The sequence below is a fragment of the Streptomyces sp. enrichment culture genome (assembly GCF_964273145.1).
Lineage (GTDB): Bacteria > Actinomycetota > Actinomycetes > Streptomycetales > Streptomycetaceae > Streptomyces.
In genome coordinates, this window is sequence record NZ_OZ186873.1 from 4,172,161 (window position 1) to 4,191,870 (window position 19,710).

Genomic DNA, 19,710 nt, shown 5'->3' on the forward strand with positions numbered 1-19,710 from the left:
CGGCGGTACGGCACCGGGACCGACCCCGGGCAGACACCCGGACCGGTCCGGGCGCCGGTGACACCGGACCTCCCGAAGCAGGGCGCCGGGATCCACCCGCCCGCAAACGAAGAGAACTCCCGTTGCAGAAGAATGACTTCATGGTTGATCCCACGCACACCTCCGCCGACCAGCCGGGCCCGCACCGCGTGGCGGTCCTCAGCCACGACGGTGTCGGAGCGTTCGAGGTCGCCCTGGCCGTGCAGGCTTTCGCAGCGGCGAACGACCACGCGCGTGACGTGCTGTACGAAGTCGCCGTGGCCGGACCCGAACGTGCCCTCGTCACGCGTACCGGATACGCCACGAGTTTCCGTCTGGTCCCCGACCGCCCCCTGTCCTGGGCGGAGTCGGCACACACCCTGATCGTGCCGGCGTACCCCGAACAACTGCGTACGCCGACCGCCCTCATCGAGACGGTCCGCCGCGCGCACGCCGGGGGTACGCGCGTCGTGTCCCTGTGCCTGGGAACCTTCCTCGTCGCGGCTGCGGGCCTGCTCGACGGCCTGAGGGCCACGACGCACTGGCACTGGGCCGACCGGCTCGCAGCGCTCCACCCGATGGTGCGGGTGCAACCGGAACGCCTGTTCGTCGAGGACGGCGGCCTCTTCACGTCGGGAGGCGGCACGGCGGCCCTGGACCTGGTGCTGCACCTGATCGAACAGGACCACGGATCGGCGCTCGCGGCGGAGATCGCACGGTTCATGGTCGTCCCGCTCCGCCGCGACGGCGACCAGACGCAGTACGCGAGATGGGAGGTGCCCGGCCGGACGCGCTCCCTGCAGGACACCCTGCGGTGGGCGGAGGAGCACCTCGACGAGGCGTCCACGGTCGCCGCGCTCGCGGAGCACGCGCGCATGAGCACGCGCACGTTCACGCGCCGGTTCCGCGAGGTGGTCGGCGTCTCACCGATGGAATGGCTGCAACGCGTCAAGGTGCGCCGGGCGCAGGAGCTGCTGCAGCGCACCACCTGGACCATGGACCGGATCGCCGAAGCCAGCGGCTTCGGTTCGGAGGCGGCCCTCCGCTACCACTTCACCCGGCTCACGCAGATGCCGCCCGGCCGCTACCGCCGCACCTTCGGCACCGCGCGCGGGCGGCGTCCCGAGACGGCCGGAGTGGCGTGATGTTCAACTTTTGCGTCCGTCATTGCGTGGCCCGTGCCGGACCAGCACGTCGATCATGGACGACATGAACGACGTACAGAAGCGGATCGAGCGGTCCGGCACCGTCCGGATCGGCGACCGCACGGTTCACCGCATGTCCTTCGGCGCGATGCGCCTCGCCGGCAAGGACGTCTGGGGACCACCCGCCGACCGCGCGAACGCGGTTCGAGTCGCGCGTCGTGCGGTCGAACTCGGCGTCGACCACATCGACACCGCGGACTCCTACGCCTTCGGCGTGACCGAGGAGATCCTGCGCGAGGCTCTGCACCCCTACCCCGACGATCTGCTGATCGCGACCAAGGCGGGCCAGGTTCAGGTCCGGCCGGGGGTGTGGGAACCCCTCGGACGCCCCGCGTACCTGCGCCAGCAGTGCGAGGCGAGCCTGCGGCGTCTGGGCCGGGAGCGGATAGACCTCTTCTACCTGCACCGTGTCGATCCGCGGGTGCCGTTCGACGAGCAGGTGGGGGCGATGAGGGAACTCCAGGACGAGGGGAAGATCGCCCACTTCGGACTGTCGAGCGTCACCGTCGACCAGATCGAGTCCGCGCGGAAGATCATCGACGTGGCGGCCGTGCAGAACATGTTCAACGTGGCGGCCCGTGTGGGCGAGGACGTGCTCGAACACTGCGAACGGGAACGGATTCCGTTCGTCGCGTGGTTTCCGATCATGAGCGGTGACCTGGCCCGCGCCGACCACCTCGTCGCCGACGTGGCGGCGGACCTGAACGCGACACCCGCGCAGGTCGCCCTCGCCTGGCTGCTGGCCCGGTCACCCGTGATCTGCCCCATCCCCGGCACTTCCTCGATCGAGCATCTCGAGGAGAACGTCGCCGCGTCCACGCTGCGACTCGCCGATGAGCACCTCGCCCGCCTCGCCTCGTTGCAGCTGACCGACGACGAACTCGCGGCGCTCGCCGCGGTCGGATCCGCTCCGAAGAGCTGATCGAGGCCGTCCGCTCCGGCTGCTTCGCCGCGCTGCCCACCGGGTCCACCGAAGCGGAGGACCCCGCCACCGGGCCCGCCACCTCCACCGACGCGACACTCCGGCGGGGCCAGGGCATCACCGGTATGCGCCCCGCCATCGGGAGCACCGGCCGCACCATGCCGTCCCGCACCGCCGCGCGGTGCGCGGCCACGACGAATCCCCGGAGCGGCCGGATGCGGAACGCCGCCCTCCCGCCACGGTGACGACCGGCGGCCGCCCTGGACACGGGGGCGGGCTCGACCGCGCGGCGACGGGCCCGCCGTTCGCACACCGGCCGCGCTCCGGCCCCGCCGGCCGGGCGGAGCGCGGCGTCACCAGCCACCCCACGGGAAAGAACGATCCATGTCCTTACCTCCCCTGCACATACCGCCGGACGGCGGGTCACCGGTGTTCCTGGTCGGGGACACCTACACCACCCTGCTCGGCGCCGCCGACACCGGCGGAGAGCTCTCCCTGGCCGAAGCCGTCGTCCCGGCCGACGCCGGACCCCCGCCGCACACGCACCACGGGGAATCCGAGACGTTCGTCCTCCTCGACGGCACCCTTCGCGTGACCGCCGGGGACGAGGAGTTCGACGTCGAACCCGGAGGGGTCGTCTACGTCCCCAAGGGCGTTCGCCACTCCTTCCGCAACACCAGCCCGGGCCACCCCGCCCGCATGTACTTCCTCTACGTTCCCGGCGGCATGGACGGCATGTTCCAGGAGATCGGCCGCCCCGGTGTCCGGGGCCGAGTCGGTCCTCCCCCCGACCCCGCCGACGTGGCCGCCATGGCGGAGGTGGCCGGGAAGTACGGCTACACCCTCGGCTGAGCGACCCTCCCGCCGTGGCGCCCGGCCCCGCCCCGCCCCGGCCCGTTTCGCCACCCGGCACACCCGATCGACGCCGGCCCCCGCCCGCCGCGGGGAGCGGTGCCTGCAATCCGGGCACTGAACCGCAGTGCCGTCCCCTCATGTGAAGGAGCTTCGCCGTGAAGCGTGTCAGTCTGCGCATGTCGCTCGCCGTGGTCACCGCCGGGGCGCTGGCGGCCCTTGTGCCCGCGAGTCCCGCCGCCGCGATGAACAGGACCGACTGCGGGGACCGAACCGATTTCGTGAAGGTCTGGTACAACCACGGCAGCCAGGTCGTCTGCTTCGCCAACGCGGGTGTCCAGGACGTCCACCTCCCCAACGCCGTCAAGGTCTCGTCCGGCAACAACAGCATCCGCATGGTTCTGGGCGGGGAGGTCCACACCATGCCCAAGTGGGCGACCAAGCGGGATGTCGACGGCTCCGCCAAGCTGCTGAGCCGTCTGCGCATCTTCTGATCGAAAAGCGCGGGGCGGTGCGCCGGCCCGCCCGGCCGCGGCCCGTCCCGCTCCACCCCGCCGGCTCGGCGCACGCCGCGCAGGGCACCGGGAGAGGGACCGGCCGGCGACCGCGCTCGTCGTCATCGCCGTCGCCTGTGCCGGGGGAGCCGGACCGCTTCCCGCCGGGGCGATGGCGGTGCCCGGGCCGCGGGCACCGCTCCCGCCCTGTTCACGATGGCGGCCGAACGAGACGCCTTCACCGCCCCGGTCCCGGCCCTCGGCGGCACGGTCGCCACCCGGCCACCGGACCGGCCGGCCCGACCGTGCCCTTCGCGCGGACCAGGACGCCCCGGGCCACCGCGAACACATCACCGGCCACCCGCGAACAGGGCGGGCGGGAGCGGAGGAACCCGTGAGCATCAGAGTGCTGGTCGCCGATGCCCAGGGCGTCGTACGGGCGGGCTTCGCCGCCGTGATCGACGAAGAGGAGGACATGACCGTCGTCGGGGAGTCCCCCGACGGGGCGACCGCAGTGCGGCTGGCCGAGGAACTGGCACCCGACGTGGTCGTCATGGACGTGCGCATGCCCGAACTGGACGGTCTCTCCGCCACCCGGACCATCACCGGTCGCCAGGACGCGCCCAGGGTCCTGATGCTGACCACGTTCGATCTCGACGGCTACGTGTTCGACGCACTGCGCTCCGGCGCCTCCGGCTTCCTGCTCAAGGACGTACACCCCTCCGAACTGCTGCAAGCCATCAGGGTGGTGGCCGCGGGCGAAGGCGTGCTCTCCCCGACCGCGACCCGCCGGCTCATCGGCCACTACGCCGCCACGGCCGCACCCGCCACCGGCATCGGCCCCGGAGCCGCGGACGCCATGCGCGAGCTGAACAGCCTGACCGGCCGCGAACGCGACGTCCTGACCCTGATCGCAACCGGGCTCACCAACAGGGAGGTCGCCGAGCGACTCGGCATCGCCGTGGGCACGGTGAAGACCCACGTGAACGCGCTGCTGCGCAAGCTGGGACTGCGCGACCGGGTGCAGGCGACCATCCTCGCCTACGACCTCGGCCTCGTGCGACCCGTCCGCCCCGACCACTGCCCATGACCGGTTCGGCCCCCCGACGCGAACGAGGGCTGCACCGGGCTTTCCCACCGGGCGGCGACCCGGGCTTCGCGCTCGTCGTGCCCGTGGACCCGCGTGGCGACGGCCCGCCGCGTCCGCCGGGGCGGGTGAGGGCCCGTGTACGTGCCGTTCCGCCGCGGGGAGACCTCGCCCGACCCCGGCAGGCGCACCTTCCACGTGTACGACACCTCCGTCGGCCGGCTGGTCGCCGTCCACACGCGCGGCCTGCCGCCCCGCCCCCATCCGCACCTGGTCTTCGAGGCGTACACCCTGCGGGAGTCGGCCGACGGCCTCGCCGTCGACAACCGGACCCCGTGCCCGCTGCTCGCGTCGGCCGACGCGGAGGAGCGCCGGGTGCGGCGCGCGCTGCACGACGAGCACTGGGACGAGGACGGCCGCGCCTGCCGTCTCGTCGCCCTGCGCACCGGCGCGCCACCCGTCGGACCGCTCCCGCACGGCCTGGCCCTCGGCGCCCACATGTGCTGCGTCGACGGCGAGACCCGGAACGACCCGCACCACCACGGCCCGGGCCTGTCCATGGAGCACGAACGGCCCGCCAAGCGGGGGGACATCACCGGCCGGGCCGAATGGCAGGAGACCCGGCGTCGGCTCCTCGAACGGGACGTCACCCCCTGGTACGGGGAGTCCGTCCTGGACGCGCGCAACGCGCTCGCCCACCGGTGCACCGACGGGCGGCCACACGCCGTCGACGCCTCCGCCGAGGCCGTGAACGGGACGTGGAAGCTCAGGGCCGGTGACGACGCGACCCGGGACACCGGTCGCATCGACGCCTGGGCACTGCGGTTCCGACGTCCGCCCGGTGCCCCCCGTCCTCGCGGCACGGCTGTGGACCGGTGACCCGGACCGCCCGCCGCGGGGACGAGCCGTGTGCGCCGGAGGGGAGGGCGACGGCGGCGCGGAGGGGGCCCGGCGGCAGGGAGGTATCAGGGACGCCGCCGTGGGGGAGGAAGTGCCTGCGCAAAGCCTTGGGCCAGGGCATTTCATCACTTCGGGTGAATCTTTGGCCTTTACTTGCCCGGCGCAACCTGGAATTGCCACGCTGTTGCTGTCTGTACAACTGATGGGAGCGGCCAGTGACATTCGGTGAGCAGCCGGCGTACCTGCGCGTCGCGGGTGATCTCCGCAAGAAGATCGTCGACGGTCTGCTGCCGCCGCACACCCGCCTCCCGTCCCAGGCCCGCATCCGCGAGGAGTACGGCGTCTCGGACACCGTCGCCCTGGAGGCGCGCAAGGTGCTCATGGCCGAGGGCCTGGTCGAGGGCCGCTCCGGCTCGGGGACGTACGTGCGCGAGCGGCCCGTGCCCCGGCGCGTCGCCCGCTCCGGGTACCGCCCGGCCGACGGGGCCACGCCCTTCCGCCAGGAGCAGGCCGACACCGGGGTGCGCGGCACCTGGGAGTCGCGCAGCGAGCAGACCGAGGCGAGCGCCGCCGTGGCCGAGCGGCTGGGCATCGAGCCCGGCGACCGCGTGATGTGCACGAAGTACGTCTTCCGCGAGGGCGGCGAGGCGGTGATGCTCTCCACCTCCTGGGAGCCGCTGGCCCTGACGGGGCGCACGCCCGTGATGCTGCCCGAGGAGGGGCCGCTCGGCGGCATGGGCGTGGTCGAGCGCATGGCCGCCATCGGCGTCGTCGTCGACAACGTCACCGAGGAGGTCGGCGCCCGCCCCGGCCTCGCCGAGGAACTGCTCGCCCTGGGCGGGGTCCCCGGTCACGTCGTCCTCGTCGTCCACCGCACGTTCTACGCCTCGGGCCGCCCGGTGGAGACGGCCGACGTGGTGATCCCGGCGGACCGGTACCGGGTGGCGTACCACCTGCCCGTGAAGTAGGACGCGGTGGCCGCCGTCCCTTGCGGACGCCGGCGGCCCCGGTTCCGCGCGACCGGCGCACGCCTCCCGTGCGCCCCTCACGCCCCTCTCGCGTGCCCGCCGGTGGTTCCGGCGGGCACCGGCCGTTCCCGCGGCGCTGGAATCCGGTCGTTCTCGCAGGTCTTCCCCGGCCCTCCGGCGTGGCCCGACCGCAGGCGTCCGGCTGTGAAGGCGGCGCGTCCAGTGCTTTGCGCCCCCCGCCTCGTGGCTGGTTGCGTGCCTCTTCGTGAAAACCCGTATCCGGTGCGTAAAGGTAAGGCGTAGGCTCGGGCATATGCGGATCGGGGTTTCTTCGGTGGGCGGGGTCCGGCGCGGGCCGCGGGCGAGAAGGGGAGGGGCGCGATGAACGACAGCAAGGTCACTCTGCCCTGGCTTGTCATCCGGCAGGACGACAACGGCAACCGCTACCGCGTGGGCCGGTACGCGACCCGGGCCGAGGCCCAGCGGATCGCCGACAGCCTGGACGGCCGCGGTCACCAGCAGCTCTACTGGGTCGAGCGGATCGGCCAGAGCGGCACCGGCGCGGGCGACTGAACGGCGCGTGCGACCGGCACGCCGCGTGCGCGGGGCGCGCGGGGCCGGGGCGCCGACCGGCCGACGCCGGCCCACGAGGGCGCCCGTACCGCCCTCCCCGCCCCTCTCGCCCTCCCGTGTCCTCCGGCGCGTGACGGTACGGATCGTGGTGGGCGCCGCCCTGTTCGACGGCGGACGTCTCCTCGCCGCGCGCCGCAGCGCACCGGCCGAGCCGGCCGGCCGCCGGGAGCCGCCCGGCGTTCATTGGGCAAGTGGGTTGCCGGGTGCGGAGTCGTCGGACGCGGCGGCGGAGATCTTCGGTCGACCGCTGCCGCGGCCGGTGGTCACCGGGAGCGCCGTGCGCCGGTACATCCCGGCAACGGCCGCGCACTGCAGGGCCATGGATACCGCCATGGCCACGCAGATGCCGGGCAGCCCTGACCCTGACAGGCCGTACGCGAGGGCCAGTTGAAGCAGCACCCCGCACGTGGTGATCCGCGCGAGGGCGGGACTGCCGCCGCTGCCTTCGAACACCCCGCCCAGCGCGATGAAACAGGCGAGCAACACCAGGTACGGCCCCAAGCACCGCAGGTAGAGCGTGCCGGCCTCGGCCACCGCGCCTTCACTGCCGAACGCCCGCATGATCCATGGCCCGGCAGCGAGCAGCGTCAGCGCGGCCGCGAGCCCCAGCGCCCCGGCGATGGTCAGCGCCTGCCGCCCGATGGCCCGTCGCTCGTCATGTCCGGCGCCGAGCAGATGGGCGGTGCGGATGGCGGCGGCTTGACGTACCGAGTAGAAGGCCATGGTCACGACGTACAGGGCCTTGGTTGCGATTCCATGGGCGGCGACTTCGGTGACACCGATCCGGGCGACGAGGGCCACCAGGGCGAGCGTGCCCGTCATCCGCACGACGAAATCGGCTGACATGGGCAACCCCGTTGCAGCGACCCTACGGGCATCGGAACCGAGTGACCCCGTCCGGTTCAGGGGCGCCCTGGCTGCCTGTCGTAGGACGGCGTTGCGGCGCAGCGCGACGAATCCGCAGGCGAGCGCAGCCGTCCGGCCCAGCACCGTGGCGATCGCAACCCCGCGGACCCCGAGGTCGAACCCGAGGATGAGCAGGGGATCCAGTGCGAGGATCAGTCCGTTGGCGAGCATGGCGAGTCTCATCGGGGTTCGGGTGTCGCCCGCGCCCTTGAGGATGCCGTCGATGACGTTGGTCGCGAAGAACACCGCGATTCCCGGCAGCGCGATCGAGAAGTAGTCGGTGGCGAGGGGGAGTGAGCTGTCTTCGCCGCCCCCGAGCACGAGTCGGGCGAGTGGCTCGCGGCACAGGAACCCGCCCATGGCGACGACGGGCGTGACGATCGCCCACAGTGTCCAGCCGCCGCGCACCGCGGAGCGCGTCGCTGCCGGATCCTCCGCGCCTCTGGCCCGCGCGACCAGCACGGTCGTGCCCGAGCCGGCGACGAGGATGACGCCGAGCAGCAGATTCTCCAGGTTGGTGGCGACGGCCACCGCGGCGACGGCCTCCCCGCCGAGCCTTGCCACCCAGACCATGTTGATGATCCCGGCTGTCACGCCCGCGAGCAGTTCGAAGTAGACCGGATACGCAAGCGACACCAGCGTGCGCCGGTGTTCTGCTGTCCGCACGACTGCACCCCCTCTTTTCGCTGTACCTCTGATCGAGGTATGGCGAAAAGAGGTAGCATGACTGCGCGGGGCGGGCAAGCGTCCGGATAGGCGCAGGAAGGGGTTCGGTCGCGTGCTGGAGCTGTCGATTCTGGGCTTCCTCTACGAAGAGCCCTTGCACGGATACGAGCTGAAGGCCCGCATCCAGGGCCTCAGCGGCCACATTCGCCCGGTCAGTGACGGTGCGCTCTACCCGGCCATCACCCGGCTGGTGAAGGCGGGCCTGATCGAGCAGCGCACCGAGCCCGGAAGCGGTGCGGCACCCCGGCGGATCCTCTCCCTCACCGAGGCGGGCCGCGTTGACCTGCAGGCCCGGCTCCGGCACCCCAAGGAAGTCGAAATCACCGATGGGCAGCGCTTCTTCACGCTGCTCTCGTTCCTGCGGCACCTCCCCGACCGGGCGGAGCAGGTCGCGGTCCTCCGCCGCCGGCAGGCCTTTCTCGACACTCCGGCGAGCTTCTTCTACCGCGACGGCGAGCCGGTGCGGGCCGAGGAGGCGCCGGATCTCTTCCGGCAGGGCATGCTGCGCATCGCCCGCGCGACCGGTGCCGAGGAGAAGCGGTGGCTGGCCGAGGCGATCGCGATCCTGGAGGGCTGATACTGGTCCGGCGAGCCGGTGCCGGTCTCGTCAAGGTCCTGCCTGACGCGGGGCTCGGAGTGCGAAGGCGGATTGATGACGATCCTGATCGACACAGTGGCGTGGGTGCGCGTGGAGAACGGCAGGATCCTCTGTGCCAGGCCCCGGGGAAAGGACGTCTTCTACATCCCCGGCGGTAAGCGGGAGGGCTCGGAGAGCGACCTGGAGACCCTGCTCCGTGAGATCAGGGAGGAGCTGACCGTGCTCCTCGACCCGGACAGCGCGCTGCACGTGGGCACGTACGAGGCCGAGGTGCCTGATCTGCCGGGCGGTGCCGTGGTGCGTATGAGCTGCTACACCGCGGACTACCAGGGGAGGTTGGAGGTGAGCAGTGAGATCGAGGAGATGGCCTGGTTCTCCTACGCGGACCGCCCGTTGGTGCCACCGGTCGATCAACTGCTCTTCGACGACCTCAAGACCGGCGGCGAATTGTGGTGACGCGGTGTCGAGCCGGGTCCTCCCACTGGACGGACTCTTGTCCGGATCCGAGCTGCTCGCGGTGCTTGTGTTCACCTGCGGGGAGGCCGGCGGCGCGCGGGCGAGCCGGTGACTCGGGCCGGCCCATCGCCCTCGCGGGCGGCATGCGGCTCCAGGTCGAGGTTCGGCCGGGGTGCTGCCCGCCTCCGGTTCATCCGCGCGGTACGGTTCGCAGAGGGGTCACGCAGGTCCGACGGGTCTGTGGATCCCCGTACCGGGACGCGGAGGTCCGGATGTGCCCGGCCGTGATGTCCGACGGACGCTTCGGTGACGGTTCGCACCCGTGAGGGACTGAGCGAAGTCCCGTACGACCTGGTAGCCGCGCGGAAGGACTTCGCGCGTTTCGCTCCGCTGCGGGCCCCCGCGCGCTCGGCCGGCCGCCGGACCAGCCAGTCCCGTACCGGCTCTGCCACCGGCACGTCGCGACAGTCGAACCGGACGGTTCGCCCGGTGCTCTCCTCGTGCGACAGCACCACCGCGCCCGACACCCCGTGCCGGCCGTCCGCCGGGTCCTCGCGCACCCCGGACCGGAGGCGGCCCCCGGCGGCTGAGGCGCGATGGGGGTGCGCGGCTTTCCCGCCCTCCGGCGTGAGCGCCCCCGTACGCCGTGCGCACCCCCGTGCGCCTTCGTCCGGTCCCGGGCGATACCGGTGGTGCGATGTCGGGTATGTGGTCATTGACCCCCCATGAAACAGGGCATCGGTGGGTTGGCTGGCCGGGGAAGTGATCGGCGTGACCGACATCGACGGCGACTGCGTCGAGTGGTCCTTTCCCGCGGAACCGGACACCGTCCGGGCCGCCCGGTCCCTCGTCCGCGGCCGGCTGCGCGGCTGGGGCCTCGACAGCGTGGGCGACCTCACCGTCCTGCTGGTCAGCGAGCTCGTCACCAACGCCCTGCGGTACGCCACCGGCCCCATCGGCCTCCGCCTCGTCGCGCCCTCCGCCCTGGACGGCGTCCTGCGCGTCGAGGTGTCCGACTCGCTCCCCGTCATGCCCCACGAACGGTTCGCCCGCCCCGAGGACGAGGGCGGACGCGGCCTGCAGATGGTGGCCTCCTCCAGCCGCCGCTGGGGCACCCGGCCCGACGAGGCGGGCAAGACGGTCTGGTTCGAGCTCGCCGTGCCCGGATGACGGGCGGGGCGGGGCGGGCGCCGGCACCCGAGGCCGAAAGGCGTGATTCGAGGGCGTGTCCGCTGGTTAGAAGACTGGGAGTGTTGTCACGGTCCGGTCCACAAAGCATCGGGATCGTGCTGTGATCGTGAACACCGTGTCGTGCGGCACCGTAGTGCTGGATACTGCGGGCAGCCGCCCCCGGTGACCGGTGCCGGACGCGGTGAGCTGGAGGGGACGGTTCGCGTGAGCGAGATACCAGCGAGGGCCACGAGCTCCGACGACCCGGCGGTCCGCCCGTCGGACGGCGCGAGGGCGGTGGTCGCGGACGGGCGACAGGCCGGCGCGCTGCCGCCCGGGGACGCGATGTGGCAGAGCAGCCCGCCCGGCTCCCTCTACGACTACATCAAGGTCGCGTCCTTCTCCATCGGCCCCGACGGGCTCGTCGACCAGTGGAGCCTGCGCGCGGAGCAGCTCTTCGGCATCCCCGCCGGGCGCGCCGTCGGCACGGACCCCATCGAGCTCTTCGTCGACCCCGACCTGCGCGAGCGGGGCCAGCGCAAGATGGCCGAGATCCTCGACGGGCGCGAGTGGACCGGAGTGGTCCCCTTCCGGCTGCCCGACGACGCCGACGGGACGTGCGGCGGGCGCGGACTGGCCGAGGTCTACGTCATGCCGACGCGCACCGAGGACGGCGAGAGGGCCGCCGTGTGCATCGTCGTCGACGTGCGCAACCTGCGCACCATCGAGACCGACCTCGCCGCCTCGCAGGCCATATTCGGGCAGTCCCCCTTCGGTTTCCTGCTGATCGACACCGACCTGCGGATCCGCCGCGCCAACCAGCGCTTCGCGTCCGTCTTCGGCGGCACCCCCGACGACCACCGCGGCAAGGGCGTCCACGACTACCTGCCGCGCGGCGAGGCCGAGCGCGTCGCAGCGACCCTGCGCCGGGTGCTGGAGAGCGGCGACTCCGTCACGGACATGCACGTCACCGGTTACGTCCCGGGCTCCGACGAGCGCCGCAACTGGTCCGTCAACCTCTACCGCGTCCACAGCGGCACCGGCCGCCCCATCGGCATCGCCTGGCTCGGCACCGACATCACCGCCCGCCGCGCCGCCGCCCGCGAGGCCGCCGCCGCCCGGCGCAACCTCGCCCTCCTCAACGAGGCGGGCGCCCGCATCGGCAACTCCCTGGACCTGGAGACCACCGCCCGCGAACTCCTCGACGTCGTCGTCCCCGGCTTCTGCGACCTGGCCACCGTCGACCTGTACCAGGGCCTGCTGGCCGGTGACGAGACCCCGCCGGGACTGGCCGACGGCAGCGCCGAGCTGCGCCGCGTCGCCTTCGCCAGCGCCGTCTCCGACGTCCCCTTCCTCGGCTCCGGCCAGCGGGTCCCGGTCGGTGCCGTCCACCACTTCCCCTTCAACTCGCCCTGCGCCGACGCCCTGCGCACCGCCCGCCCGCGGTCGGTCCCCGCCGAGGACGGCGGCCTGGTGCAGTCCACGCTCGCCGTACCGATGGTCGCGCACGACACGGTCGTGGGGCTCGCGCAGTTCGCCCGGACCAAGGGCAGCGAGCCGTTCGGCGACCGCGACCGCGAGCTCGCCGTGGAACTGGCCGCGCGGGCCGCCGTCTGCATCGACAACGCCCGCCTGTACCGGCGCGAGCACGAACGCGCCCTGATACTCCAGCGGTCCCTGCTCCCGCCCGGCGACCCGGAGGCCTCCGGCCTGGACATCGCCTGCCGCTACCTGCCCGGCAACGCGGCCACCGGGCGGCCCAGCGAGGTCGGCGGCGACTGGTTCGACGTCATCGAACTGCCCGGCCACCGCACCGCGCTGGTCGTCGGTGACGTCATGGGCCGCGGCCTGCGCGCCGCCGTCGCGATGGGCGAACTGCGCACGGCGGTGCGCACCCTGGCCCAACTCGACCTCGAACCGGCGGAAGTCCTCGCCCAGTTGGACGAGATCGCCCGCGGGCTCGGCGCCCCCGGCGGCCCCGCCCAGGCCTTCGGGGGAGGCGTCCGGCAGGCCACCCGCGCCGCCCGCCGCCCCCGCGAGGCCGACCTGTCCGAGGTGTACCTGGCGACCTGCGTCTACGCCGTCTACGACGCCGTCACCCGGCGCTGCACCTTCGCCAACGCCGGCCACCTGCCGCCCGTCCTGGTCGAACCCGGCGAACGGGCCCTCATGCTCGACGTGCCGCCCGGCATGCCGCTCGGCGTCGGCGGGGAACCCTTCGAGGAGGTGGAGGTCGAACTCCCCGAGGGCTCGCTCCTGGCCCTCTACACGGACGGCCTGGTCGAATCCCGCGACCACCCCCTGGACGAGGGCCTCCAGGCCTTCGTCGGCGCCCTCACCGACCCCGCCCGCCCCCTGGAGGACGTCTGCGACCGCGTCCTCGACACCCTCGGCACCCACCACGGCGAGGACGACATCGCCCTGCTCATGGCCCGCGTGCAGGGCCTGCCCGCCGGGAACGTCGGCGACTGGACCCTGCCGCGCGAGCCGCGCAGCGTGGGCCGGGCCCGCGAGCACACGCGCGAGCGGCTGCTCGCCTGGGACCTGGAACCCCTGGTGGACACCACCGAGTTGCTCGTCAGCGAGCTGGTCACCAACGCGCTGCGCTACGGCGAGGGGGAGATCAGGCTGCGGCTGCTCCTGGACCGCACGCTGGTGTGCGAGGTCTGGGACTCCGGCCTGGTCCAGCCGCGCCGCCGCCGCGCCCGCGACACCGACGAGGGCGGCCGGGGCCTGCAACTCGTCGGCCTGCTCAGCGCCGCCTGGGGCTCCCGGCGCACCCCGCGCGGCAAGACCGTCTGGTTCGAACTGCCCCTGCCGGGCGAGGACGACGGCCCGGCGGACCCGACGGAGGCGTTGCTGAGCCTGTTCTGACCAGGGCCCGGCGCGGGGGCGCCGGCGGCGTCACTCCCCCCGGAGCGTCCTCCGCGCCCTCGTGCGCGGTCCGCCGAAGCTCGCGGGCGGGCCGCCGTCCGGGTCACCGCCCAGCAGGATGCCGGCGAGGACGGCCCCGTCCGCCCAGCTCACGTCCCCGGCGGCGGACGGCCCGCGGCCTTCGGCGGACCGCTGCACGTCCCGGACGGCGAGCTCCCGCGCCCGGCGGGCCAGCGCGTCGGCGGCCTGCGGCTCCGCCGGGCGCGCGGCCAGGAGCCGCTCGGCCTCCGCGAGCCGGGTGCGGGCCTCGGCGCCCACCGCGCCCCGGTGCGTGACGAGGAAGGCGGCGGTGGCGGCGGTGGTGGCGCGGGCGCACAGCAGCGCGGCGGCGGACAGCACCCCCTCGCGCCCGGCTCCCGGCACCGCGACGGCCCGCACGATCCGCCGCAGCGCGTCGAGCGGGTCGTACGGCCCGCCCGTCACCTCCTCCCGTACGGCGGCCAGGGCGCCGTCGGCCTCCCCCAGCCGTGCCCGCGGCTGTCCGAAGGGTGCCTCCTCCTCGGCCCGCAGGGCCGCCAGCTCCGCCTCCGCCCCGGTCAGCGCGGCCGGCACCAGCCGTGCCGCCGCCGCCAGGTCCGCCGCGAACCGCTCGACGGCGCCCACCAGCACGCCGGCCTGGGCCACGGCGCCCTCGGCGGCCCGCAGGTGCCCGGCCGCCCGGGGCAGGTCGCCCGTGTCGGCGGCCTGACGGGCGAGGTTGAGCCGGGCGGTGGCGAAGACCAGCCGGTCCTCGGCCCCTTCGGGGTACCGGGCGACCGGGGCGGCGGCGGACGGCGGGTACCGCCGGGCGAGCTCTGCGAGCGCGGCGGTCGCGGCCGACGTACGGGAGGTCAGCTCCCGGAACCGGGACTCCGCCTCCCTCAGCGCCTTCGCGGGGTCGCGCTCCAGGCCGCGCGCCCGGTCGAGACCGGCGGCCGCCGCGTCCAGCCGCCGCCCCGCCTCCAGACACCGCCCGGTCATGCCCGCCAGGGCGTGCCGCCGGGCCGTGGCCTCCTCCGGGACGCCGTCGTCGTAGCGCTGCCGCATCCGGAAGGCCGCCGACAGTTCGGTCCGCGCAGCCCGCAGGGCCGCCGCGAAGGGCTGCGCCGCCGGCCCGAGGAGCCCTTCGGCGAAGTCCAGTTCCTCACGGCTGGTGCGGACGCAGTCGTCGGCCTCGACCAGCGCCGCCCGGGCGCGGGCGTCGAGCTCGGCGACCGGCGGCTGGGGCGGGGGGACGGGCGTGCCGCCGGGGGTGGTCCTGGTCCGGGCGCGGCGGGTGCGCCGTACGTAGCCGTAGCCCGCCAGCGCCGCCGCGGCGCTCGCCGCGAGGAGGGGGAGGGCGAGGTCGGCGGTGGGGGCGTCGTCCCGCGCACCGGCCGGCGCGCCCGCCGCGGCGGCCGGTGCGGCGCTCGCCGCCGGGAGGTCACCGGTGAGCGCAACCGGAACGTCGGTCCGGGCCGTCATCCCCGGCAACACCAGCCACACCAGTCCGGTCGCACCGCCCAGCACGGCGTGCGCCACCCGCACGGATATGTGCGCTGCGGCGCCACGCGGCCGGCCCCGTATCAAGGATGGCGTCACATTCCGGAGCGTATGAGCTGGAGTGCGGCTCCGCGACCGGGGCGCCGGGTGGCCGGCACATGAGGGGCGGGCCGATGGAGCGTGCGGAGCCGGACGGGGAAGGGGCGGAGGCCACCCCGCCCGCCACCGACCTGCTGACGGGCCCGCCCTTCTTCCACGAGAACCGCTTCGGCCACTGGGCCCGCGCCGGGACCGCCCCGGCCGCCGTCCGCGGCGTCCGCCCCGGCCTGTCCCGCACGGCCGCCGGCCGCGCCCGCTTCGGCGTGGCCCTGTACACCGACTTCGCGGCGACGGAGGCGGACCGGCGGGCGTACCGGGAGGGCTGGGTGCGGTGAGGGCCGCGCGCCCCGGACGCCGGGACGCCCGGACCAGGGGCTAGGACCGCCGCCTGATCCTCGATCCCAGCCACACCAGCGGGTCGTACTTGCGGTCGACGGCCCGCTCCTTCAGCGGGATCAGCGCATTGTCGGTGATCTTGATGCCCTCGGGGCAGACCTCGGTGCAGCACTTGGTGATGTTGCAGTAGCCGAGGCCGTGCTCGTCCTGGGCGGTGCTCCTGCGGTCCAGGCCCGCCTCGTCCGCCGCGTCCAGGGGGTGCATGTCCAGCTCGGCGACGCGCATCAGGAAGCGGGGACCGGCGAACGCCCGCTTGTTCTCCTCGTGGTCGCGGACGACGTGGCAGGTGTCCTGGCACAGGAAGCACTCGATGCACTTGCGGAACTCCTGCGGGCGGTCCACGTCCTCCTGCCGCATGCGGTACTCACCCGGCCCGAGCCCGGCCGGCGGGACGAACGCCGGGACCTGCCGGGCCTTGGCGTAGTTGTAGCCGACGTCCGTCACCAGGTCGCGGATCACGGGGAAGGCGCGCAGCGGGGTGAGGGTGACCGTCTCGTCCCGGGCGAAGACGGACATGCGGGTCATGCACATCAGGCGCGGCCGTCCGTTGATCTCCGCCGAGCACGAGCCGCACTTGCCCGCCTTGCAGTTCCAGCGCACGGCGAGGTCGGGGGCCCGGGTGGCCTGGATCCGGTGGACGATGTCGAGGACCACCTCGCCGTCGTTCACCTCGACCGTGAAGTCCTCCAGGCCGCCGCCCCCGGCGTCTCCCCGCCACACCTTGAAGCGGGCCTCGTAGCCGCTCATTCGATCAGCTCCTCTTCGGCCAGGTACTTGACCAGCTCCTCCTTCTCGAAGAGGGCGAGCAGGTCGGGGCGGACGGGTTCGGTGGTCTCGCGGGTGAGGCGGATGTGGCCGCGGGCGGGGTCGGGCACCGGCAGGTCGCCGGCCGGTCCCACCGCCGTGCCCCCGTCCGCCGGGCCGGCGAGCCGGCACAGCAGGTTGATCCGGCGCCACTTGCGGTCCATCGACGGGAAGTCCTCGCGGGTGTGCCCGCCGCGCGACTCCGTGCGCTCCAGCGCGGCTCGCGCCACGCACTCGCTGACCAGCAGCATGTTCCGCAGGTCCAGGGCGAGGTGCCAGCCGGGGTTGAACTGCCGGTGCCCCTCGACGCCGACCCGGCGCGCCCGGCCGCGCAGCTCGGCCAGCTTCTCCAGGGCCTGCTTCACCTCCGCCTCCCGGCGGATGATGCCGACCAGGTCGTTCATCGTCTGCTGGAGTTCCTGGTGGAGGGTGTACGGGTTCTCCGGTGGGCCGCCGGCCGGCTCCTCGGTCTGCGCCTCGGCGGAGAAGGGCCGCAGCGCCTCGGCGGCGGCGCCGCTCACCTGCCCGTCGTCCACCCGGGGGCGGGCCCCGGCCAGGCCCGCCGCGTACTCGGCGGCGTACCGGCCCGCCCGCCGCCCGAACACCAGCAGGTCGGACAGCGAGTTCCCGCCGAGCCGGTTGGAGCCGTGCATGCCGCCGGCGACCTCACCGGCCGCGTACAGCCCCGGCACCCCGCGCGCGGCGGCCGTGTCGGAGTCGACGGCGACACCGCCCATCACGTAGTGGCAGGTGGGCCCGACCTCCATCGCCTCCGCCGTGATGTCGACGTCGGCCAGCTCCTTGAACTGGTGGTACATGGAGGGCAGCCGGCGTTTGATCACCTCGGCGGGCATCCGGGTCGACACGTCGAGGAAGACACCGCCGTGCGGGGAGCCCCGGCCCTCCTTCACCTCGGTGTTGATGGCCCGTGCCACCTCGTCGCGGGGCAGCAGCTCGGGCGGGCGCCTGTTGCGGTCCGGGTCGTCGTACCAGCGGTCGGCCTCGTCCTCCGTCTCGGCGTATTTGTCCTTGAAGACGTCGGGGACGTAGTCGAACATGAACCGCTTGCCGTCGCTGTTGCGCAGCACCCCGCCGTCGCCGCGCACCGACTCGGTGACGAGGATGCCCTTCACGGACGGCGGCCAGACCATGCCCGTCGGGTGGAACTGCACGAACTCCATGTTCAGCAGGGGCGCCCCCGCCAGCAGCGCCAGCGCGTGGCCGTCGCCGGTGTACTCCCACGAGTTCGACGTGACCTTGAAGGACTTGCCGATGCCGCCGGTGGCGATCACCACCGAGGGCGCCTCCAGCACGAAGAAGCGGCCGGTCTCGCGCTCGTAGGCGAAGACGCCCGAGACGCGGCCGCCGTCCTTCAGGACCCGGGTGACCGTGCACTCCTGGAAGACCTTCAGCCGGGACTCGTAGTCGCCGGTCCTGCGGTGGTCCTCCTGCTGGAGCGCCACCACCTTCTGCTGCAGGGTGCGGATCAGCTCCAGGCCCGTGCGGTCGCCGACGTGCGCCAGGCGCGGGTACTCGTGGCCGCCGAAGTTGCGCTGCGAGATCCGGCCGTCCTCCGTGCGGTCGAACAGCGCGCCCCAGGTCTCCAGCTCCCAGACCCGCTCCGGCGCCTCCCGTGCGTGCAGCTCCGCCATCCGCCACTGGTTGAGGAACTTGCCGCCGCGCAGGGTGTCGCGGAAGTGGACCTGCCAGTTGTCCCCGGCGTTGACGTTGCCCATCGCCGCCGCGATGCCGCCCTCGGCCATCACCGTGTGCGCCTTGCCGAACAGCGACTTGCAGACCACCGCCGTACGGGCGCCCCGCTCGCGCGCCTCGATCGCGGCGCGCAGCCCGGCGCCGCCCGCGCCCACCACGACGACGTCCCACTCCTGCCGGTCGACCACGGACATCACAGGACCTCACTCATCGGGGTTCGTCAGAAGAAGCGCGGGTCGTCGAGGACGCCGGACGCGACGAGGTACACGTAGAAGTCGGCGAGCGCCACGCTCACCAGGGACGCCCAGGCCAGCTGCATGTGCCGGGCGTTGAGCCTCCCCGCCAGCCGCCACATGCGGTAGCGCACGGGGTGCTTGGAGAAGTGCTTGAGCTTGCCGCCGACGATGTGCCGGCAGGAGTGGCAGGACAGGGTGTACGCCCAGATCAGCGCGATGTTGACGAGGAACACCAGGGTGCCGAGCCCCATGTGGCCCCACGCGTAGTGCTCGTCGCGGAAGGCGAGCACGGTGTCGTAGGTGAGGATCAGCGCGACCAGGAGGGCGGCGTAGAAGAAGTACCGGTGGAGGTTCTGCAGGATCAGCGGGAAGCGGGTCTCGCCGGTGTACTTCCTGTGCGGCTCGGCGACCGCGCAGGCCGGCGGGGACGCCCAGAAGCCCCGGTAGTACGCCTTGCGGTAGTAGTAGCAGGTCAGGCGGAAGCCGAGCGGGAAGACCAGGATGATGATCGCGGGTGAGAGGCCCCACCAGGGGCCGAGGAGCTCCCAGTTCGGGCCGGAGCGCATCGGCACGCAGTTCTCCGCCAGGCACGGGGAGTAGAACGGCGAGACGTACGGCGCCGCGTAGTAGTCCGCGTTCGCGAAGGCCCGCCACGTCGAGTAGGCGACGAAGGCCAGCAGCCCGGCGGCGGTGGCGGCCGGGGCCAGCCACCAGCGGTCGGTCCGCAGGTGCCGGGCGGCGATGGCGGCGCGCGTCGGGGTGTGGACGCCGCCGCGGGGGCGGGGCGCCGCGGCGGGGGGTGGTTCCGTACCGGTGGCCAAGGTGACTCCCCTTACTCGAGGGTTCAGGGGGCGCGGCGGTCGCGGGCGCCGAGGCCCTCGTCGTCCGAGTCCGTCCACAGCGAGAGGTCGTAGGGCGTGTCGGAGATGGTGACGAGGTCGGGCCGCGTCCGCGGGGCCGCGCTCGCCGCCTGCCGCAGCAGCGCGACGCTCTCGCGCAGGTGGTCGGCGTCGGTGCGGACCCGGCGGATCTCCAGGCCGCCGCTGCCGAGCTGCTGTTCCAGGCGGCCGACGGACCGGGACAGGTCGTCGAGGCAGCGCTGGACCGACGTGAGTTCGTCGTAAACGGACAT

At 73.5% G+C, this 19,710-nt stretch carries 17 protein-coding genes and 3 pseudogenes; 14 read left to right on the top strand and 6 right to left on the bottom strand.

Annotation, left to right across the window (positions count from 1 at the left end):
* Positions 1 to 140 precede the first annotated feature (140 nt).
* The 9 genes and pseudogenes from ACSU6Z_RS18985 to ACSU6Z_RS19025 all read left to right on the top strand — a co-directional run.
* Positions 141 to 1,163 (top strand): GlxA family transcriptional regulator, encoded by a 1,023-nt coding sequence (locus ACSU6Z_RS18985; protein WP_437047195.1) that lies wholly within the window; start codon positions 141 to 143, stop codon positions 1,161 to 1,163.
* A gap of 64 nt (positions 1,164 to 1,227) precedes the next feature.
* Positions 1,228 to 2,145 carry an aldo/keto reductase gene (locus tag ACSU6Z_RS18990; RefSeq protein WP_437047197.1) on the top strand — a complete coding sequence of 306 codons (918 nt, stop codon included), beginning with the start codon at positions 1,228 to 1,230 and terminating at the stop codon, positions 2,143 to 2,145.
* A gap of 384 nt (positions 2,146 to 2,529) precedes the next feature.
* Positions 2,530 to 2,997 (top strand): cupin domain-containing protein, encoded by a 468-nt coding sequence (locus ACSU6Z_RS18995; RefSeq protein ID WP_437047199.1) that lies wholly within the window; start codon positions 2,530 to 2,532, stop codon positions 2,995 to 2,997.
* A 158-nt stretch (positions 2,998 to 3,155) separates the two neighbouring features.
* Positions 3,156 to 3,491, top strand: coding sequence for a beta/gamma crystallin domain-containing protein (locus ACSU6Z_RS19000; RefSeq protein WP_437047200.1), 336 nt, complete (start codon positions 3,156 to 3,158; stop codon positions 3,489 to 3,491).
* Between the two features lie 394 nt (positions 3,492 to 3,885).
* Complete coding sequence (locus ACSU6Z_RS19005; protein ID WP_437047201.1) at positions 3,886 to 4,581, top strand: response regulator; 696 nt, start codon at positions 3,886 to 3,888, stop codon at positions 4,579 to 4,581.
* A 135-nt stretch (positions 4,582 to 4,716) separates the two neighbouring features.
* Positions 4,717 to 5,457 (top strand): proprotein convertase P-domain-containing protein, encoded by a 741-nt coding sequence (locus tag ACSU6Z_RS19010; RefSeq protein WP_437047203.1) that lies wholly within the window; start codon positions 4,717 to 4,719, stop codon positions 5,455 to 5,457.
* A gap of 236 nt (positions 5,458 to 5,693) precedes the next feature.
* Complete coding sequence (locus ACSU6Z_RS19015) at positions 5,694 to 6,446, top strand: GntR family transcriptional regulator (RefSeq protein WP_437047205.1); 753 nt, start codon at positions 5,694 to 5,696, stop codon at positions 6,444 to 6,446.
* 351 nt (positions 6,447 to 6,797) lie between these two features.
* Positions 6,798 to 7,019, top strand: a pseudogene (locus ACSU6Z_RS19020) (SPOR domain-containing protein); the annotation flags it as partial.
* Positions 7,020 to 7,149: 130 nt separating this feature from the next.
* Positions 7,150 to 7,257, top strand: a pseudogene (locus tag ACSU6Z_RS19025) (DNA mismatch repair protein MutT); the annotation flags it as partial.
* A gap of 2 nt (positions 7,258 to 7,259) precedes the next feature.
* On the opposite strand, the gene ACSU6Z_RS19030 reads toward ACSU6Z_RS19025, so the two are convergent.
* A complete protein-coding gene (locus ACSU6Z_RS19030) occupies positions 7,260 to 8,651 on the bottom strand; it encodes an MATE family efflux transporter (protein WP_437047206.1) in 1,392 nt (463 codons plus the stop codon).
* A 112-nt stretch (positions 8,652 to 8,763) separates the two neighbouring features.
* On the opposite strand from ACSU6Z_RS19030, the gene ACSU6Z_RS19035 reads away from it, so the two are divergent.
* The 4 genes from ACSU6Z_RS19035 (at position 8,764) to ACSU6Z_RS19050 (ending at position 13,809) form a co-directional block, all read left to right on the top strand.
* On the top strand, positions 8,764 to 9,288 hold the full coding sequence (locus ACSU6Z_RS19035) for a PadR family transcriptional regulator (RefSeq protein WP_437047208.1): 525 nt from the start codon (positions 8,764 to 8,766) through the stop codon (positions 9,286 to 9,288).
* Between the two features lie 75 nt (positions 9,289 to 9,363).
* On the top strand, positions 9,364 to 9,765 hold the full coding sequence (locus tag ACSU6Z_RS19040; RefSeq protein WP_437047210.1) for an NUDIX hydrolase: 402 nt from the start codon (positions 9,364 to 9,366) through the stop codon (positions 9,763 to 9,765).
* A 741-nt stretch (positions 9,766 to 10,506) separates the two neighbouring features.
* Entirely contained in the window at positions 10,507 to 10,935 is a 429-nt protein-coding gene (locus tag ACSU6Z_RS19045) for an ATP-binding protein (protein WP_437047211.1), read from the top strand.
* A 225-nt stretch (positions 10,936 to 11,160) separates the two neighbouring features.
* Complete coding sequence (locus ACSU6Z_RS19050; protein ID WP_437047213.1) at positions 11,161 to 13,809, top strand: SpoIIE family protein phosphatase; 2,649 nt, start codon at positions 11,161 to 11,163, stop codon at positions 13,807 to 13,809.
* Positions 13,810 to 13,839: 30 nt separating this feature from the next.
* On the opposite strand, the gene ACSU6Z_RS19055 is transcribed toward ACSU6Z_RS19050, so the two are convergent.
* A complete protein-coding gene (locus tag ACSU6Z_RS19055; RefSeq protein WP_437047214.1) occupies positions 13,840 to 15,429 on the bottom strand; it encodes a hypothetical protein in 1,590 nt (529 codons plus the stop codon).
* A gap of 107 nt (positions 15,430 to 15,536) precedes the next feature.
* Here ACSU6Z_RS19055 and ACSU6Z_RS19060 point away from each other — a divergent pair.
* Positions 15,537 to 15,764, top strand: a pseudogene (locus tag ACSU6Z_RS19060) (hypothetical protein); the annotation flags it as partial.
* Between the two features lie 40 nt (positions 15,765 to 15,804).
* Here the strand turns inward: ACSU6Z_RS19060 and ACSU6Z_RS19065 are convergent.
* The 4 genes from ACSU6Z_RS19065 to ACSU6Z_RS19080 are packed head-to-tail and all read right to left on the bottom strand — an operon-like array spanning position 15,805 to position 19,710.
* The gene (locus ACSU6Z_RS19065; RefSeq protein ID WP_437047216.1) at positions 15,805 to 16,572 is read right to left on the bottom strand and encodes a succinate dehydrogenase/fumarate reductase iron-sulfur subunit; all 768 of its coding nucleotides are present in this window, start codon (positions 16,570 to 16,572) and stop codon (positions 15,805 to 15,807) included.
* Complete coding sequence (locus tag ACSU6Z_RS19070) at positions 16,569 to 18,536, bottom strand: fumarate reductase/succinate dehydrogenase flavoprotein subunit (RefSeq protein WP_437047218.1); 1,968 nt, start codon at positions 18,534 to 18,536, stop codon at positions 16,569 to 16,571. The genes ACSU6Z_RS19065 and ACSU6Z_RS19070 overlap by 4 nt, the downstream gene beginning before the upstream one ends.
* Positions 18,537 to 18,562: 26 nt before the next feature.
* The gene (locus ACSU6Z_RS19075) at positions 18,563 to 19,399 is read right to left on the bottom strand and encodes a hypothetical protein (RefSeq protein WP_437047220.1); all 837 of its coding nucleotides are present in this window, start codon (positions 19,397 to 19,399) and stop codon (positions 18,563 to 18,565) included.
* Positions 19,400 to 19,422: 23 nt separating this feature from the next.
* A complete protein-coding gene (locus ACSU6Z_RS19080) occupies positions 19,423 to 19,710 on the bottom strand; it encodes a hypothetical protein (protein WP_437047221.1) in 288 nt (95 codons plus the stop codon).

What these genes read in the sequence shown, in the direction of transcription:
- ACSU6Z_RS18985 (WP_437047195.1), top strand. Translation starts at nt 141, where the DNA reads ATGGTTGATCCCACGCACACCTCCGCCGACCAGCCGGGCCCGCACCGC.
- ACSU6Z_RS18990 (WP_437047197.1), top strand. Translation starts at nt 1,228, where the DNA reads ATGAACGACGTACAGAAGCGGATCGAGCGGTCCGGCACCGTCCGGATC.
- ACSU6Z_RS18995 (WP_437047199.1), top strand. Translation starts at nt 2,530, where the DNA reads ATGTCCTTACCTCCCCTGCACATACCGCCGGACGGCGGGTCACCGGTG.
- ACSU6Z_RS19040 (WP_437047210.1), top strand. Translation starts at nt 9,364, where the DNA reads ATGACGATCCTGATCGACACAGTGGCGTGGGTGCGCGTGGAGAACGGC.
- ACSU6Z_RS19065 (WP_437047216.1), bottom strand. Translation starts at nt 16,572, where the DNA reads ATGAGCGGCTACGAGGCCCGCTTCAAGGTGTGGCGGGGAGACGCCGGG.
- ACSU6Z_RS19070 (WP_437047218.1), bottom strand. Translation starts at nt 18,536, where the DNA reads ATGTCCGTGGTCGACCGGCAGGAGTGGGACGTCGTCGTGGTGGGCGCG.
- ACSU6Z_RS19080 (WP_437047221.1), bottom strand. Translation starts at nt 19,710, where the DNA reads ATGTCCGTTTACGACGAACTCACGTCGGTCCAGCGCTGCCTCGACGAC.